This is a genomic window from Streptomyces sp. NPDC037100, from assembly GCF_055606225.1.
In genome coordinates this window covers 201,553-216,903 of record NZ_JBVJSX010000002.1, presented here as the reverse complement: position 1 = coordinate 216,903, position 15,351 = coordinate 201,553, and the positions used below count along the sequence as shown (strand labels likewise).

The window sequence follows — 15,351 nt, the reverse complement described above, 5'->3', positions numbered from 1 at the left end:
TGAACGCATGTGCTGGCGCAGGTTGTGGCCGCGCCGCCGGGGGGAGTTGGGCAATCTGTGTTTGACTTGTCTCTCTGTGGGCATGTCGACAAAACGCTGAAGTGACCTCACTGGCTGCGGTATACCAGGTGTACCCAGGTTGCAGGTGGTGCGACGATGGACGTTATGGGGGACAAGGGAACTCTGTTCGAGACAGGGCGCTTTGTGCAGCCTCCCAGCCGGGAGGACACCGAGACCCCGGACGAGACCGGGGAGATCGCCGACGAGGCGGCCGAGGAGCTGCGTCAGCGGCTGGCCGCCGAGGCCGGCGACGTCGAGGCGATGAGTGTTCTCGGGGCCATGCTGCTGCGCCGTGGCGATCTCGACGGTGCCGAGCCTCATCTGCGTGCCGCCACCGCCGCGGGCGACCGGGCGGCCGCCAACAACCTGGGAGTCCTCCTGCATCAGCGGGGGTACGCGGACGAGGCCGCCGGATGGTGGCGGATCGCGGCGGTCGCCGGATCCACGGCGGCCGCGCACGCCCTCGGGCGGCACCACCGCGAGCGCGGCGACGAGCCCGCCGCCGAGTACTGGCTGCGCCAGTCCGCCGAACAGGGCCACACGCTGGGTGCGTACGCGCTCGCCGATCTGCTGGAGCACCGCGGTGACGCCGGGGCCGTGCAGTGGATGCGGGTCGCGGCCGAACGCGGGCACCGGGAGGCGGCGTACCGGCTGGCGCGGGCGCTGGACCGGCAGGCGGCGCGGGAAGCCGACGGCGACGACGGCGTCCAGGCGCCCGAGGAGGCCGAGCAGTGGTACCGGCAGGCGGCCGCGCGTGGCCACCGGCGGGCCGCGCTGCAGCTCGGGACGATCCTGGAGAGGCGTGGCGAGCTCAAGGAGGCCGGCCGCTGGTACCTGACCTCCGCCAAGGACGGGGAGGCGCGTGCCGCCTGTGCGCTCGGCTTCCTGCTGCGCGACGCGGGCGACACCGAGAACGCCGCCGTGTGGTGGCTGCGGGCTGCCCAGGACGGCGACGGCAACGCGGCGAACGCGCTGGGGGCGCTGCACGCCGAGCGGGGCGAGACCCAGACCGCCGAGCGGTGGTACCGGGCGGCGATGGACGCGGGTGACGTGAACGGCGCGTACAACCTCGGTCTGCTCTGCGCCGAGCAGGGGCGCACCCCGCAGGCCGAGCAGTGGTACCGGCGCGCGGCCTACGCCGGGCACCGGGAGGCGGCGAACGCGCTGGCGATCCTGCTGCTGCGGGGCGGCGACGAGACGGGCGCGGAGCCGTGGTTCTCCAAGGCCGCCGAGGCCGGGAGCGTCGACGCCGCCTTCAACCTCGGCATCCTGCACGCCGGGCGGGGCGAGGAGCAGGCCGCGTTGCGCTGGTACGAGCGTGCCGCAGCCGCCGGCCACACCGAGGCGGCGCTCCAGGTCGGCATGGCGAGGCTGCGGGAAGGTGACGAGCAGGAGGCCGAGCGGCACCTGCGGTGTGCGGCCGGGGGCGGGAGCTCCGAGGCCGCGTACCGGCTGGCGACCGTGCTCGACGCGCGGCGGCCGCCGGAGCCCGCGCACGAGCTCGGGGAGCCGGTGCACCGGCGCAGCGAGTGCGAGGAGTGGTACGAGCGGGCGGCGTCCCAGGGGCATCGGCGGGCGCAGGTGCGGGTCGGCATGCTGGCGGCGGCCCGGGGCGATGTCGTCGAGGCGGCTCGGTGGTACCGGGAGGCGGCCGAGGCCGGGTCCCGCAACGGCGCGTTCAACCTCGGGCTGCTGCTGGCCCGGGAGGGGAGCGAGCCCGAGGCGGCGGTCTGGTGGACCCGGGCCGCCGACGCCGGGCACGGGCGGGCGGCGTTGCGGCTGGCCCTGGTCTACGCGCGTCGGGGTGAGCTGGCGGAAGGGCAGCGCTGGGCTGACCGGGCCGTGTCGCTGGGGCCTGCGTCCGTCGCGGAGAGGGCGGAGCGGCTGAGGGACGCGCTGCGGCAGGAACTGTCCGCGTGACACGGCCCCGCCCGGGCCGGGTGGGTACGGCCCGGGCAATGGATTTGCATCCGTCCTCCGCGGTGACGTAACGTTGCATTCAACGACGCGGGGTGGAGCAGCTCGGTAGCTCGCTGGGCTCATAACCCAGAGGTCGCAGGTTCAAATCCTGTCCCCGCTACTGAAGGCCGAGGGCCGGAATCCGAAAGGGTTCCGGCCCTCGGTGTTTCTGATCTCCGGTGTTTCTGATCCCCGGCGTTTCCGGCCCTCGGTGTTTCCGGTTTCCGGTCTCATCGTTCTCGGCATCGTGCGACAACGGCAGCAGTGAGCCCCGGCACCCATGAGTGCCGGGGCTTTCGTGTTCCGTGCGGGAGGGCTAGGCGGCAGCGCAGTTTGGACAGACGCCGCGGTACGTCACCTCGACGTCCGAGACCGTGAAGCCGAAGCGTTCGGTGTCGGGGAGGTCCGCCAGCGGGTTGCCGGTGGGGTGGACGTCGCGGATCGCGCCGCACTGGGCGCAGACCAGGTGGTGGTGCGGCTGGTGGGCGTTCGGGTCGTACCGCTTGGCACGCTGGTCCGTGGAGACCTCGAGCACCTCGCCGAGGGTCACCAGTTCGCCCAGCGTGTTGTAGACGGTCGCCCTGGAGATCTCGGGGAGCTTGGCGACGGCCCGCGCATGGACCTCGTCGGCCGTCAGATGGACGTGTTCGCCGTCGAGGACCTCAGCCACGACACGCCGCTGCGCGGTCATCCGCCATCCGCGTCCGCGCAGCCGTTCCAGAAGGTCACTCATGGCTACCAGCCTAACAGCAAAAGAGACCAGGTCCCGAACAGGTGTGAGTTTAGATCCTTACTTGCTTTAGACATTGTCTATTGTGGGATCGAGAACGGCTTTGGCCGGCCGACAGGGCTGGTCGAAAATGGTGCAGGAGGCGCACGTGACGCAGGGACCGCTTACGACGGAGGCCGGGGCTCCGGTCGCCGACAACCAGAACAGCGAGACCGCGGGCGTCGGCGGCCCGGTTCTGGTCCAGGACCAGCTCCTGCTGGAGAAGCTGGCGCACTTCAACCGTGAGCGCATCCCGGAGCGCGTGGTGCACGCCCGCGGCGCGGGGGCGTACGGCACCTTCACGGTGTCCGCCGACGTCACCCCGTACACGCGTGCCGCGTTCCTCTCCGAGATCGGCAAGCAGACCGAGGTGTTCCTGCGCTTCTCGACGGTGGCCGGCAATCTGGGCGCGGCGGACGCCGTCCGGGACCCGCGCGGCTTCGCGCTGAAGTTCTACACCGAGGAGGGCAACTACGACCTCGTCGGCAACAACACCCCGGTGTTCTTCATCAAGGACGCGATCAAGTTCCCGGACTTCATCCACACCCAGAAGCGCGACCCGTACACGGGCTCGACGGAGGCGGACAACGTCTGGGACTTCTGGAGTCTGTCGCCCGAGTCCACGCACCAGGTGACCTGGCTGTTCGGCGACCGTGGCATCCCCGCCTCGTACCGCCACATGGACGGCTTCGGCTCGCACACGTTCCAGTGGAGCAACGAGGCCGGCGAGGCCTTCTGGGTGAAGTATCACTTCAAGACCGACCAGGGCATCAAGAATCTGAGCGCCGAGGCGGCCGCCCGGCTCGCCGGTGAGGACCCCGACTCCCACCAGCGCGACCTGCGTCAGGCCATCGAGCGCGGCGAGTACCCGACGTGGACCGTCGGCGTGCAGATCATGCCGGTGGCCGAGGCGGCGACGTACCGCTTCAACCCGTTCGATCTGACCAAGGTCTGGCCGCACGCCGACTACCCGGTGATCGAGATCGGCAGGCTGGAGCTCAACCGCAACCCGGAGAACGTCTTCGCCGAGGTCGAGCAGTCGATCTTCAGCCCTGCCCACTTCGTGCCGGGCATCGGCCCGTCCCCGGACAAGATGCTCCAGGGCCGGCTCTTCGCCTACGGCGACGCCCACCGCTACCGGGTCGGCATCAACGCCGACCACCTGCCGGTGAACCGGCCGCACGTCACCGTGGCGCGCACCAACTCCCGTGACGGATACCTCTACGACGGCCGTCACGCGGGTACCAAGAACTACGAGCCGAACAGCTTCGGCGGCCCCTTCCAGACCGATCGTCCGCTGTGGTCCGCCACCGCCGTGGGCGGCGCAACGGGCAACCACCCGGCTCCGGTGCATGCCGAGGACGACGACTTCGTGCAGGCGGGCAACCTGTACCGGCTGATGGGCGAGGACGAGAAGGAGCGCCTGATCGCCAACCTGGCGGGCTTCATCGCCAAGGTCTCGCGCGACGACATCGTCGAGCGGGCGATCGACAACTTCCGTCGGGCCGACGGAGACTACGGCAAGCGGCTGGAGGTCGCGGTCCAGGCCCTGCGCGGCTGAACTCCAGCGCTGGACCGCTTGCGGTGGCGGACGGGCCGGGCCCTCTTCGGGGCCCGGCCCGTCCGCGTGGTTACGCCGGAACCTGCTGTCGTGCCGGTGCCCAGCAGCGGATGATGTCGCGGACCGACACGATGCCGACGGGTTCGCCGCCGTCCAGCACGATGAGGTGCCGGAAGCCACCGTGTGCCATGGCGCCCGCCGCCTCCTCCAGGGTCCAGGCCGGAGCGGCGAACACGACGTCGTTGGTGGTGTGGGCGTGGGTGCGTTCCGCGTCCGGGTCCTGGCCCAGGCCCACGGAGTTGAGGATGTCGCGTTCGGTGAGGATGCCGATGCCGCCGGCGTCGGGGTCGTGGACCACCGCCGCCCCCACCTTGCGCGCGGACATCAGCGATGCGGCCTGGCGCAGGGTGTGGGTCGGGCCGATCGTGAGGACGACAGTGCTCATGGCGTCACGGACGAGCATGGATGGAGCCACCTCCTGGGAGTCTCCCCACCGTTCGTTCAGAATTTCACAAATTCACAAGTGGGGGCTCTCAGGGTGGCAGGTAAAGGGAGGGTCAACAAGGGGGCGCTCGGTAACAACGGGGGGCTCAGTAGCGCTGGTTGAGATATCCCAGCAGCTCGTCGTGCAGCAGGCCGTTCGACGCGGCCGCGTTGCCGCTGTGGGGGCCCGGGCGGGCGTCGAGGCCGGTGAAGGTGCCGCCGGCCTCCGTGACGACGATGGCTGTGGCGGCCATGTCCCAGAGGGACAGCTCCGGCTCGGCGCACATGTCGACGGCGCCTTCGGCCACCATCATGTACGGCCAGAAGTCGCCGTACGCGCGCGTGCGCCACACCTCGCGGGTGAGGTCGAGGAAGCCGTCCAGGCGGCCCTGCTCCTCCCAGCCGCTCAGTGAGGAGTACGCGAACGACGCGTCGGAGAGCTTGGAGACGCGGGAGACCTGCAGCCGGGAGGCCTTGGTGAGGCTGCGGCCGGAGAACGCGCCGTGACCCTTCGCGGCCCACCAGCGGCGGCCGAGGGCGGGAGCCGAGACGACACCGACGACGGGCTGGAAGCCGCCCTCGCCGGCCTCCATCAGCGAGATGAGAGTGGCCCACACGGGCACGCCGCGCACGTAGTTCTTGGTGCCGTCGATCGGATCGATCACCCAGCGGCGGGGGCCGGTGCCCTCGACGCCGTACTCCTCGCCGAGGATCGCGTCTCTGGGGCGGGCGCGCTGGAGCTGGCCGCGAATGAGCTCCTCTGCGGCCTTGTCCGCCTCGCTCACCGGGGTCATGTCCGGTTTGGTCTCGACCTTGAGGTCGAGGGCCTTGAAGCGGTCCATCGTCGCGGCGTCGGCGGCGTCGGCGAGGACGTGGGCGAGACGCAGGTCGTCGAGGTAGTCGGGCATGCAACGAACCTATCTGCCGAGGTGGGGGTGGGGCTACCGGGGGTTTGTGACGGTGGGGGAGGGGTTTGGACGAGGCCGGGCGCGAGGTGCGGGGTCAGTGATCCGGACTCGGCTCTTCGGCGCCGCCCGGAGCCGGCCCGGGCTTGGCGTGGAGGATGTCGCGTGCCTGCTCCGCGGCCCGGGCGGTGCTCTCGGAGACGAAGTCGAGGAAGCGGGCGACATTCTCGAGGCGGGTGGCGGCCAGGGTGCCGGGGCCGAGGACGCCGACGCCCTGCCGGGCGATGTCGACGACCTGGGCGATGGACCGGGCGCTGGCCATCATCGACTGGTACCACACGTCGTCGTCGACGACGTAGCGCTCGCGGCGGCCTTCGCCCGCCTCACGGCGGACCAGGCCCTGGCTGTCGAGGAACGCGATCGCCTTGGAGACGGACGCCGGGCTGACCTGGAGCCGCTGGGCGAGTTCGGACGCGGTGAGGCTGCCCGAATCGGTCATGCAGAGGCACGCCATCACCCGGGACATCATCTTGGGCATGCCCGACCCCATGAGGACGGTGGTGAACGTCTCCTCGTACTCGCGCACGGCCTCGGGGTCCCGCCCGTCGGGCTGCGGGGGTGACATCGGGTTCCGGGGTGCGGCCTGCCTGCGGCGCGTGCGCCGTTCCGTGGCGCGGTGGGCCAGGTCGGCGCGGTAGGCCGTGGGGCCGCCGTTGCGCATGACCTCGCGGGTGACCGTCGAGGTCGGGCGGTCGAGGCGCCGGGCGATCTCCGCGTAGGCGAGGCCGTCGGCCAGCCCCAGCGCGATCTGCTGGCGCTCCTGCTGGGTGAGTCTGCCTCCCGGCATCGTGGCCTCCTTCGTGGGTGCGTGATGTCCGCACCATAGCTTTCACCAGCACTCTAATGCAACGGAGTGAGTGGTTCTGTTGCGTTCGTCTCCAAGCTCGTTGCAATGATTTCCTGGCTATGAGCTGCAGTTATGAGCATTACGTGCAACGAAGTCGTTGTCAGTTTCGTGAAGGCAACGTAGCTTTTCCATCGTTGGAAACAACGCACCGCACGAATCCAAGGAGAGCACGATGCAGACGTTCGACACCCCCGCCACCGTCTCGGCCGTCCTCGACGTCCCCGCCGGGCGCATCCGCTTCATCGCCGCCGACCGAGCCGACACCACCGTCGAGGTCCTGCCCGCGGACGCGTCCAAGAGCCGCGACGTGCAGGCGGCCGAGCGGATCGAGACCACCTACGACGACGGCGTCCTGCGCGTCACAGCACCCGCGGCCAAGAACCGCATCCTCGGCCACTTCGGATCCGTCGAGATCACCGTGCAGCTGCCCGCCGGCTCCCAGGTCGAGGCGAAGGCCGCAGCCGCTGAACTGCGTGGCGTCGGACGGCTCGGCGACGTCGTCTTCGAGGCCGCGCAGGGCTCGGTCAAGCTCGACGAGACGCACAGCGCCCGCCTCACCCTCCTCGCCGGTGACATCGAGGTCGGCCGCCTGGGCGGCCCCGCGCAGATCAGCACCCAGCAGGGCGACCTCCGCATCGCCGAGGCCGTGGGCGGCACCGTCGCGCTGCGCACCGAGCAGGGCGACATCTCGGTCGGCGCCGCCCACGGCGTCTCCGCCGGCCTGGACGCCGGAACCGGCTACGGCCGCATCCACAACACCCTCAAGAACACCGACGGCGCCGCCGGCCTGACCATCCACGCGACCACCGCCCACGGCGACATCACCGCCCGCAGCCTCTGACCGCCCGCAGCTTGTCCGAAGGAGCACTCCTCATGACCGACCTGGCCATCGCGGCGAACGGGCTGCGGAAGTCCTACGGCGACAGGACCGTCCTGGACGGCGTCGACCTGGCCGTCCCGGAAGGAACGGTCTTCTCCCTGCTCGGGCCGAACGGCGCCGGCAAGACCACCGCCGTCAGGATCCTCTCCACCCTCATCACCGCCGACGGCGGGCGGGCCCGGGTCGCCGGCCACGACCTCGCCACCGCCCCGCAGGCCGTACGCGCCGCGATCGGAGTCACCGGCCAGTTCTCGGCGGTCGACGGCCTGATCACCGGCGAGGAGAACATGCTCCTCATGGCCGACCTGCACCACCTGCCCAAACGCGAGGGACGCCGCGTCGCCGCCGAACTGCTGGAACGCTTCGACCTCACCGACGCCGCCGGAAAGCCCGCCTCCACTTACTCCGGCGGCATGAAACGCCGCCTCGACATCGCCATGACCCTGGTCGGCGACCCGAGGATCATCTTCCTCGACGAACCCACCACCGGCCTCGACCCCCGCGCCCGCCACAACCTGTGGCAGATCATCCGCCGGCTCGTCACCGGCGGCGTCACCGTCTTCCTCACCACCCAGTACCTGGAGGAAGCCGACCAGCTCGCCGACCGCATCGCCGTCCTCCACAACGGCACCCTCGCCGCCGAAGGCACCCCCGACCAGCTCAAGCGCCTCATCCCCGGCGGACACATCCGGCTCCGCTTCACCGAACCGGCCGCCTACCGCAACGCCGCCGCCACTCTCGCCGACACCACCCGCGACGACGACTCCCTCGCCCTGCGGCTCCCCAGCGACGGCAGCCAGCGCCACCTGCGCGCCATCCTCGACCGGCTCGACGCAGCCGGCATCGAAGCGGACGAACTCACCGTCCACACCCCCGACCTCGACGACGTCTTCTTCGCCCTGACCGGCGGCACCGCCGCCGGCATCCCCGACCAGCCCAAGGAGAACGCCCGATGAGTTCCCTCGGCCTCGCTCTGCGCGACTCCTCCACCATGCTGCGCCGCAACCTGCTCCACGCCCGGCGCTACCCCTCCCTCACCCTGAACCTCCTGCTCACCCCGATCATGCTGTTGCTGCTCTTCGTGTACATCTTCGGCGACACCATGAGCGCCGGCATCGGCGGCGGCGGTCCGGACCGTTCCGCGTACATCGCCTTCGTCGTCCCCGGCCTGCTGCTGATGACCATCGGCAGCACCACGATCGGCACCGCGGTCTCCGTCTCCAACGACATGACCGAGGGCATCATCGCCCGCTTCCGCACCATGGCGATCCATCGCGGGTCGGTGCTCATCGGGCACGTCCTCGGCAGCGTGCTGCAGGCGGTCGTCAGCGTGGTCCTGGTCGGGGCCGTCGGTGTGGCCATCGGTTTCCGCTCCACCGACGCCACCGTCCTGGAGTGGCTGGCGGCCTTCGGCCTGCTCGTGCTCTTCGCCACGGCGCTCACCTGGATCGCCGTCGGCATGGGCCTGGTCAGCCCGAACGCCGAGGCGGCGAGCAACAACGCGATGCCCCTGATCCTGCTGCCGCTGCTGTCCAGCACCTTCGTCCCGCTCGACGCGATGCCGGGCTGGTTCCAGCCGATCGCCGAGTACCAGCCGTTCACCCCGGCCATCGAGACCCTGCGCGGCCTGCTCCTCGGCACCGGGATCGGCCACAACGGATGGCTCGCCCTCGCCTGGTGCCTGGGCCTCGCTGTGCTCGGCTACTTCTGGTCGACCTCGAAGTTCGACGACGACCCGAGGTGACCGCGGTGACCTCGCGGGCCGGCTCCCGCGAACGTCCCACCCCAGGGCGGCGCACACCGACATCCGGTCGGGGTGCGCCGTCCGTCCGTATGCACGCGGCGAGGACCCGGAACACAGGTCAAGGCCCCGCGCTACAAGGCCGAAACGCGCCCCCGTGCGCGCCCGCGAACCCTTGACAGTGGTTCCACGCGCGTCAAATCTGGGCGCAGAGCCGCTCGCCCCAAGGGGAGGCGAAGATGCCTGCAGCGCGGGAATCCCTACTGGACGCCGCTTACACGGCGCTGGTGCGCCGGCCGTGGTCCACCGTTCGGATGGTGGACGTGGCCGCGGCGGCCGGAGTGTCCCGGCAGACGCTCTACAACGAGTTCGGCAGCAAGGACGGTCTCGCCCGGGCGCTCGTCAGGAGAGAGGCCGACGGATACCTCGCGGGGGTCGACCGTGCCCTCGCCGGGCACAGCGACCCGTGCGACCGGCTCACCGCCACCGCCGAGTGGACCGCCTCGGCGGCCCGTGACAACGTCCTCGTCCGCGCCATGCTCACCGGTTGCTGGAGCGAGCGGCTGCCCGCCCCGGCCCTGGCGGCGGCACCGTCCAGCTCCGTCGTACCGGCCCAACGCCGCGCCGACGGACCGCTGCCCTCACCCGGCGACTTCGTCACGCTCGTCCGCGACCGGGCCGTCACCGTCCTGGCCGGCCCCGCCACGCCCAAGTCCGACACCGCCGAGCTGGCCCGCTCCTGCGAACTCGCCGTCCGGCTCGCCCTGTCCTGTGTGGCCGCACCACCCGGCGAGGGAGGCGTCGCCGGCCTGGTCCGCAGCGCCCTTCCCCGGCAGGTCGGCTGACAAGGCGTCAGTGCGCGGACCCCGACAACTGCAGCCCGATCACACCGGCGATGACGAGACTGATCGACACGATCTTCAGTACCGACACCAGGTCACCCAGGAACACCATGCCGTAGATCGCCGTCCCCGCCGCCCCGATGCCGGTCCACACCGCGTACGCCGGACCCACGTCGAGTCTTCTCAGCGCGAGGGTCAGCAGTCCGAAGCTGCCGAGGGCGAAAACGCAGAACGCGATGGTCGGCCAAAGCCTGGTGAAGCCGTGCGACAGCTTCAGACACACCGCGAATCCGGTCTCGAGCAACCCGGCCACGATGACCAGCAGCCACGCCATGAGTCGTCCTCCCGTATCCCACGTTCAGTGACCGCTTCATCCATCTCAGCGCGCTCGTCAGGCCTTGGCCAGGCTTGCATCCGGCTTGGGTGCGATTATGCACTTGCCGCCCGCACGCCATCACAAACAACGCGGAGGTCAGTCGCCTTCCGTGCGCTCACGCGTGGCCAGCAGCCGCCGCAGCGAGTACAGCCGCGCCGGATCCGCGTGGCCCTCGGCCACCCACGCGTCCAGCGCGCAGTCCGGCTCGTCGTGGCTGCACGCGCGCGGGCAGCCTTCGGTGCCCGGCTCCAGGTCGGGGAAGGCGTGGATGACCCGGGACGGGTCCACGTGGTTGAGGCCGAAGGACCGCACACCCGGGGTGTCCACGACCCAGCCGTCGCTGCCGGACAGCGGCAGCGCCAGCGCCGAGGTGGTGGTGTGCCGGCCGCGGCCCGTCACCGCGTTCACATGCCCGGTCGAGCGCCGCTGCTCCTGCGGCACGAGCGCGTTCACCAGCGTCGTCTTGCCGACACCGGAGTGGCCGACGAACGCGGTGATCTTGCCGTCGAGCTGCTCGCGCACCCGGGCGACGGCGACCCCGCTCTCCAGTTCCGCTCGGCTGGTCACGACGTACGGGATGTCGAGGTCGCCGTACAGTTCCAGCAGCTTGTCGGGCGGGGCGAGGTCCGACTTGGTCAGCACGAGCAGCGGATCCAGGCCGCCGGCGTAGGCCGCGACCAGGCAGCGGTCGATCAGCCGGGGGCGGGGCTCCGGATCGGCCAGGGCGGTGACGACGGCCAGCTGGTCGGCGTTGGCGACGACCACCCGCTCGAACGGATCGTCGTCGTCCGCGGTGCGCCGCAGGACCGAGGTGCGTTCCTCGATGCGCACGATCCGCGCGAGAGTGTCCTTCCTGCCGGTCAGGTCGCCCACCAGGGCCACGCGGTCGCCGACCACCGCCGCCTTGCGGCCCAGCTCGCGGGCCTTCATCGCCATGACCACACGGTCCTCGACGAGGCAGGTCAGGCGGCCCCGGTCGACGGTGAGGACGAGACCCTCGGCGGCGTCCTCGTGCTTGGGGCGGATGTTCGTCCGGGGCCGGGTGTTGCGGCGGCCCGGACGGGTGCGGATGTCGTCCTCGTCGGTGTGCTTGCCATAGCGGCGCATGACGTGATCCCTGCGTCCTACGCCCCGAGCATCCCGGTCCACAGATCGGGGAAGTCGGGCAGGGTCTTGGCCGTCGTCGCCACGTTCTCGATCTGCACACCCTCCACCGCCAGCCCGATGATCGCGCCGGCCGTGGCCATGCGGTGGTCGTCGTAGGTGTGGAAGATCCCGCCGTGCAGCCTGCGCGGGCGGATGTGCAGACCGTCCGCGGTCTCCGTGACGTCGCCGCCGAGTTCGTTGATCTCCTTGGTCAGGGCGGCCAGCCGGTCCGTCTCGTGCAGCCGCAGATGGGCCACGCCACGCAGGGTCGACGGGGAGTCGGCGAGGGCCGCGACCGCCGCGATGCCCGGCGTCAGCTCACCGACCTCGCCGAGGTCGACGTCGATGCCGTGGATCGAGCCGGAACCGGTGAACACCAGCCCGTACTCGCTCAGTTCGCAGGAGCCGCCCATCTCGGTGAAGATCTCGCGCAGCCGGTCGCCGGGCTGCGTGGTGCGGGAGGGCCAGTCCGGGACGACGACCTTGCCGCCGGTCACCAGCGCCGCCGCCAGGAACGGCTGGGCGTTCGACAGGTCCGGCTCGATGACCAGGTCCCGGCCGAGCAGGGCACCCGGTGAGACCCGCCAGACGTTCGGCTCGCCGCCCGACTCGGGCGTGTCCACCTGTGCGCCGACCGCGCGCAGCATGTCGACCGTCATGCGGATGTGCGGCATGGAGGGCAGCGTGGCGCCGGTGTGGCGGACCTCGACGCCCTGGTTGAAGCGAGGGCCGGACAGCAGCAGGGCGCTGACGAACTGCGACGAGGAAGAGGCGTCGATGGTGACCGTGCCGCCGTCCAGGGCACCACTGCCGTGCACGGTCATCGGCAGGGCGCCGCGGCCGTCGTCGTCGATCCGGGCGCCGAGCTGACGCAGCGCGTCGATGACGCCGGTCAGGGGACGCTCGTAGGAACGGGGATCGCCGTCGAAGCGGACGGGGCCGTCGGCGAGCGCGGCCACCGGCGGCAGGAACCGCATCACGGTGCCGGCGTTGCCGACGTCGACCGTGGCCGGGCCGCGCAGGCCCGTGGGGAGCACCCGCCAGGCCTCACCCGTGCCGTCGGGGCCCACGCCCTCCTCGATCTCGATGCCCATCGCACGCAACGCGCCGGCCATCAGCAGGGTGTCGCGGGAGCGCAGGGGGCGGCGCAGCCAGCCGGGCTCGGAGGCGAGGGAGGCGAGGACCAGGGCGCGGTTGGTGACCGACTTGGACCCGGGCACGTGGACCGTCGCGTCGACGGCTCCGCTCGCGTGCGGGGCGGGCCAGAGGGCGGTGTCTGCGGTGTTCGGGGCCATGCCTTTACTTTATAAGCAGGCCGTCCTCCGAGTGCGGCGCCGTGGGGCCGGTCGCGCCCGCGGGGTGCAGTCGCACGTCGCGGTGGCCCGGTGCCCCCCGGGTCGGCCGTCACAGCTCCAGCAGCCAGCGGCCCCCGCCGATCAGCGAGCACAGCGACACCGCGTGGAACAGGAAGAACCACAGTCCTGCCGGTACGTGCGTCAGTCGCGACAGCTGGTCCGCGTCCGAGTCCCCGGCACCGCCCCGGGCCCGTTTCGCCTGGAGTTCGAAGGCCGGGCGGACCCCGCCGATCAGCAGGAACCACACCACCGCGTACGCGAACGCCGCCTGGACCTGGGGGCCGGCCAGCCACGACACCAGCACGAACAGGCCGCCGGTGACGAGCATGGTCAGGGCGCCGTAGGCGTTGCGGATCATCACGAGCATGGCGAGCAGCAGGGCCGTCGCCAGCCACAGCAGAAGCGTGATGCGGCCGGAGCCGAGCAGGGCCGCGCCGCCGAGACCCAGCAGGGGCGGGGCGGTGTAGCCGGCGGCCGCGGTGAGGATCATGCCGATGCCGTGCGGCTTGCCGCGGCTGACGGTCAGGCCGCTGGTGTCCGAGTGCAGGCGTATGCCGGTGAGGGTGCGGCCGGTGAGCAGGGCCACCAGTCCGTGACCGCCCTCGTGGGCGATGGTGATGGCGTTGCGGGAGATGCGCCACAGGCCGTGCGGGATCACCACGGCGAGCGCGGCACCCAGGGTCGCGATCACCACCCACAGATCGGGGTCGGGCTGCGTACCGGAGACCTCGTCCCAGAGGGAGGCGAGCGAGGCGGTTGCGGTGACGTCCATGTGTGGCGTTGGCTCCCTTGGGGCGGATGGAATCTGGCAGTCTGGCACGTATGTGCGGACGGTATGCGGCGAGTCGTAGGCCAGAGGATCTCGCAGGAATCTTTGAGGTCGAGAAGTGGGAGCCCGAGGAGACCCTCGAGCCGGACTACAACGTGGCGCCCACCAAAGAGGTCTACGCCGTCCTGGACCGCCCTCTGAAGGACGCGGACGACCCGCGGCCGGTTCGGCAGCTGCGCACGCTGAAGTGGGGGCTCGTGCCGTCCTGGTCGAAGACCCCCGAGGGCGGCGCCCGGATGATCAACGCCCGCGCGGAGACCGTCCACGAGAAGCCGTCCTACCGCCGTGCCTTCACCTCCCGGCGCTGCATCCTGCCCGCCGACGGCTATTACGAGTGGGTCACCGGCACCCAGGAGCGGGAGCTGGAGGTCGAGGGCAAGAAGAAGCGGCCGCGCAAGCAGCCGTACTTCGTGACACCGGCGGACGGGTCGGTCTTCGCGATGGCCGGGCTGTACGAGTTCTGGCGTGACAAGACGCTGCCGGACGACCACCCGCAGGCCTGGTGGGTGACGTGCTCGGTCATCACCACGGAGGCCGAGCAGAGCCCGCTCGCGGTGTCCCCGGCCGACGGGCCCCGGGCGCTGGCCGAGATCCACCCCCGGATGCCGCTGATGCTGACGCCCGACCGCTGGGACGCCTGGCTGGACCCCTCCCGCACGGACGCCGACGACCTGCGCGAGCTGCTCGCCCCGCCGCCCGCCGGGCTGATGCGCGCCTACCCGGTCGCCACCGCCGTCAGCAACGTCCGCAACAACGGCCCGGAGCTGCTGAAGGAGCTGGAAGGGCCCGAAGAGGGCACACTCTTCTGACGTGACCGATGTGACCGATGTGACCGACGTGACCGATGTGGCCGACGTGATGAACGTGACCAACGTGACGAGGTGGCCGGCGTGACCACCGAGACCGTCGAGACCGACGCGGGAACCGCCCGCATCACCTGGCACCAGGCGAAGAAGGCCCGGTTGGTCCTCGCCGTCAGCCATGGCGCGGGCGGGGGCATCGAGGCCCGTGATCTGACGGCCCTGGCCGAGGTCCTGCCCGCCCACGGCGTGACCGTGGCCCGCGTGGAGCAGCCCTGGCGGGTGGCGGGGAAGAAGCTGGCGCCCGCGCCGAAGACGCTGGACACCGGCTGGCGGGGCATCTGGCCCGCGCTGGCGAAGTCCGGACTGCCGGTCGTCTCCGGCGGGCGCAGTGCCGGGGCCCGGGTGGCCTGCCGTACCTCCGCCGAGCTGGGCGCCCACGCCGTGCTCGCGCTCAGCTTCCCGCTCCACCCGCCGGGCAAGCCGGAGAAGTCCCGGGCCGAGGAGCTGCTGGGCTCCGGTGTGCCCACCCTGGTCGTGCAGGGCGGGAACGACCCGTTCGGCAAGCCGGAGGAGTTCCCCGACGGGGAGTACGAGCTCGTGGAGGTCCCGTACGGGGATCACGGCTTCGCTGTGCCGAAGCGTGCGGATGTCTCGCAGGAGGAGGCCGTGGCGGTCATCACGGACGCGGTCGTGAGGTGGGCCGGGTCACTCGGGTAAAGCTTCGGGAATGCCGGG

16 protein-coding genes and 1 tRNA gene are annotated in these 15,351 nt (G+C 71.2%); 9 read left to right on the top strand and 8 right to left on the bottom strand.

The window, feature by feature from the left end; all coding sequences use genetic code 11:
- Positions 1 to 156: 156 nt before the first annotated feature.
- Together ACZ7EG_RS06130 and ACZ7EG_RS06125 are read left to right on the top strand one after the other, a co-directional pair.
- Complete coding sequence (locus ACZ7EG_RS06130; protein WP_471073010.1) at positions 157 to 1,980, top strand: tetratricopeptide repeat protein; 1,824 nt, start codon at positions 157 to 159, stop codon at positions 1,978 to 1,980.
- A gap of 86 nt (positions 1,981 to 2,066) precedes the next feature.
- A tRNA-Met gene (locus ACZ7EG_RS06125) sits at positions 2,067 to 2,140 on the top strand.
- Positions 2,141 to 2,335: 195 nt separating this feature from the next.
- Here the strand turns inward: ACZ7EG_RS06125 and ACZ7EG_RS06120 are convergent.
- Entirely contained in the window at positions 2,336 to 2,752 is a 417-nt protein-coding gene (locus tag ACZ7EG_RS06120) for a Fur family transcriptional regulator (protein WP_062928973.1), read from the bottom strand.
- 145 nt (positions 2,753 to 2,897) lie between these two features.
- On the opposite strand from ACZ7EG_RS06120, the gene ACZ7EG_RS06115 reads away from it, so the two are divergent.
- Positions 2,898 to 4,349 carry a catalase gene (locus ACZ7EG_RS06115; RefSeq protein ID WP_471073006.1) on the top strand — a complete coding sequence of 484 codons (1,452 nt, stop codon included), beginning with the start codon at positions 2,898 to 2,900 and terminating at the stop codon, positions 4,347 to 4,349.
- Between the two features lie 70 nt (positions 4,350 to 4,419).
- Here ACZ7EG_RS06115 and ACZ7EG_RS06110 read toward each other — a convergent pair whose 3' ends face one another.
- The 3 genes from ACZ7EG_RS06110 to ACZ7EG_RS06100 all read right to left on the bottom strand — a co-directional run bounded on the left by ACZ7EG_RS06110 (position 4,420) and on the right by ACZ7EG_RS06100 (position 6,584).
- Entirely contained in the window at positions 4,420 to 4,812 is a 393-nt protein-coding gene (locus ACZ7EG_RS06110; RefSeq protein WP_471073003.1) for a CBS domain-containing protein, read from the bottom strand.
- A gap of 127 nt (positions 4,813 to 4,939) precedes the next feature.
- Positions 4,940 to 5,740 carry a histidinol-phosphatase gene (gene hisN, locus ACZ7EG_RS06105; RefSeq protein WP_471073001.1) on the bottom strand — a complete coding sequence of 267 codons (801 nt, stop codon included), beginning with the start codon at positions 5,738 to 5,740 and terminating at the stop codon, positions 4,940 to 4,942.
- A gap of 94 nt (positions 5,741 to 5,834) precedes the next feature.
- Positions 5,835 to 6,584 (bottom strand): GbsR/MarR family transcriptional regulator, encoded by a 750-nt coding sequence (locus ACZ7EG_RS06100; RefSeq protein WP_471072998.1) that lies wholly within the window; start codon positions 6,582 to 6,584, stop codon positions 5,835 to 5,837.
- Between the two features lie 232 nt (positions 6,585 to 6,816).
- Between ACZ7EG_RS06100 and ACZ7EG_RS06095 the strand changes: the two genes are divergently transcribed.
- The 4 genes from ACZ7EG_RS06095 (at position 6,817) to ACZ7EG_RS06080 (ending at position 10,110) form a co-directional block, all read left to right on the top strand.
- Positions 6,817 to 7,485 (top strand): DUF4097 family beta strand repeat-containing protein, encoded by a 669-nt coding sequence (locus tag ACZ7EG_RS06095; RefSeq protein ID WP_471072995.1) that lies wholly within the window; start codon positions 6,817 to 6,819, stop codon positions 7,483 to 7,485.
- 32 nt (positions 7,486 to 7,517) lie between these two features.
- Positions 7,518 to 8,480 (top strand): ATP-binding cassette domain-containing protein, encoded by a 963-nt coding sequence (locus ACZ7EG_RS06090; protein ID WP_471072992.1) that lies wholly within the window; start codon positions 7,518 to 7,520, stop codon positions 8,478 to 8,480.
- Positions 8,477 to 9,268: an ABC transporter permease gene (locus tag ACZ7EG_RS06085; RefSeq protein ID WP_471072989.1), complete on the top strand. Its 792-nt coding sequence runs from the start codon at positions 8,477 to 8,479 to the stop codon at positions 9,266 to 9,268. Before ACZ7EG_RS06090 ends, ACZ7EG_RS06085 begins: the two co-directional genes overlap by 4 nt.
- Positions 9,269 to 9,504: 236 nt before the next feature.
- Complete coding sequence (locus ACZ7EG_RS06080; RefSeq protein WP_471072986.1) at positions 9,505 to 10,110, top strand: TetR/AcrR family transcriptional regulator; 606 nt, start codon at positions 9,505 to 9,507, stop codon at positions 10,108 to 10,110.
- 7 nt (positions 10,111 to 10,117) lie between these two features.
- Here ACZ7EG_RS06080 and ACZ7EG_RS06075 read toward each other — a convergent pair whose 3' ends face one another.
- From ACZ7EG_RS06075 to ACZ7EG_RS06060, 4 genes are all read right to left on the bottom strand, one after another.
- Positions 10,118 to 10,441, bottom strand: coding sequence for a DMT family transporter (locus ACZ7EG_RS06075; protein WP_471072984.1), 324 nt, complete (start codon positions 10,439 to 10,441; stop codon positions 10,118 to 10,120).
- Between the two features lie 138 nt (positions 10,442 to 10,579).
- A complete protein-coding gene (rsgA, locus tag ACZ7EG_RS06070; RefSeq protein ID WP_471072981.1) occupies positions 10,580 to 11,590 on the bottom strand; it encodes a ribosome small subunit-dependent GTPase A in 1,011 nt (336 codons plus the stop codon).
- Positions 11,591 to 11,607: 17 nt separating this feature from the next.
- On the bottom strand, positions 11,608 to 12,924 hold the full coding sequence (gene aroA, locus ACZ7EG_RS06065) for a 3-phosphoshikimate 1-carboxyvinyltransferase (protein ID WP_471072978.1): 1,317 nt from the start codon (positions 12,922 to 12,924) through the stop codon (positions 11,608 to 11,610).
- A 109-nt stretch (positions 12,925 to 13,033) separates the two neighbouring features.
- A complete protein-coding gene (locus ACZ7EG_RS06060) occupies positions 13,034 to 13,756 on the bottom strand; it encodes a M50 family metallopeptidase (RefSeq protein WP_471072975.1) in 723 nt (240 codons plus the stop codon).
- Between the two features lie 50 nt (positions 13,757 to 13,806).
- On the opposite strand from ACZ7EG_RS06060, the gene ACZ7EG_RS06055 reads away from it, so the two are divergent.
- Together ACZ7EG_RS06055 and ACZ7EG_RS06050 are read left to right on the top strand one after the other, a co-directional pair.
- Positions 13,807 to 14,622 (top strand): SOS response-associated peptidase, encoded by an 816-nt coding sequence (locus ACZ7EG_RS06055; RefSeq protein WP_471072972.1) that lies wholly within the window; start codon positions 13,807 to 13,809, stop codon positions 14,620 to 14,622.
- Between the two features lie 81 nt (positions 14,623 to 14,703).
- Entirely contained in the window at positions 14,704 to 15,333 is a 630-nt protein-coding gene (locus tag ACZ7EG_RS06050) for an alpha/beta hydrolase family protein (RefSeq protein ID WP_471072969.1), read from the top strand.
- Positions 15,334 to 15,351 lie beyond the last annotated feature (18 nt).

Bases quoted from the DNA above. Each gene is read 5' to 3' on its own strand.
- ACZ7EG_RS06130 (WP_471073010.1), top strand. From the start codon at position 157: ATGGACGTTATGGGGGACAAGGGAACTCTGTTCGAGACAGGGCGCTTT.
- ACZ7EG_RS06120 (WP_062928973.1), bottom strand. From the start codon at position 2,752: ATGAGTGACCTTCTGGAACGGCTGCGCGGACGCGGATGGCGGATGACC.
- ACZ7EG_RS06110 (WP_471073003.1), bottom strand. From the start codon at position 4,812: ATGCTCGTCCGTGACGCCATGAGCACTGTCGTCCTCACGATCGGCCCG.
- hisN (WP_471073001.1), bottom strand. From the start codon at position 5,740: ATGCCCGACTACCTCGACGACCTGCGTCTCGCCCACGTCCTCGCCGAC.
- ACZ7EG_RS06100 (WP_471072998.1), bottom strand. From the start codon at position 6,584: ATGCCGGGAGGCAGACTCACCCAGCAGGAGCGCCAGCAGATCGCGCTG.
- ACZ7EG_RS06095 (WP_471072995.1), top strand. From the start codon at position 6,817: ATGCAGACGTTCGACACCCCCGCCACCGTCTCGGCCGTCCTCGACGTC.
- ACZ7EG_RS06090 (WP_471072992.1), top strand. From the start codon at position 7,518: ATGACCGACCTGGCCATCGCGGCGAACGGGCTGCGGAAGTCCTACGGC.
- ACZ7EG_RS06085 (WP_471072989.1), top strand. From the start codon at position 8,477: ATGAGTTCCCTCGGCCTCGCTCTGCGCGACTCCTCCACCATGCTGCGC.
- ACZ7EG_RS06080 (WP_471072986.1), top strand. From the start codon at position 9,505: ATGCCTGCAGCGCGGGAATCCCTACTGGACGCCGCTTACACGGCGCTG.
- ACZ7EG_RS06075 (WP_471072984.1), bottom strand. From the start codon at position 10,441: ATGGCGTGGCTGCTGGTCATCGTGGCCGGGTTGCTCGAGACCGGATTC.
- rsgA (WP_471072981.1), bottom strand. From the start codon at position 11,590: ATGCGCCGCTATGGCAAGCACACCGACGAGGACGACATCCGCACCCGT.
- aroA (WP_471072978.1), bottom strand. From the start codon at position 12,924: ATGGCCCCGAACACCGCAGACACCGCCCTCTGGCCCGCCCCGCACGCG.
- ACZ7EG_RS06060 (WP_471072975.1), bottom strand. From the start codon at position 13,756: ATGGACGTCACCGCAACCGCCTCGCTCGCCTCCCTCTGGGACGAGGTC.
- ACZ7EG_RS06055 (WP_471072972.1), top strand. From the start codon at position 13,807: ATGTGCGGACGGTATGCGGCGAGTCGTAGGCCAGAGGATCTCGCAGGA.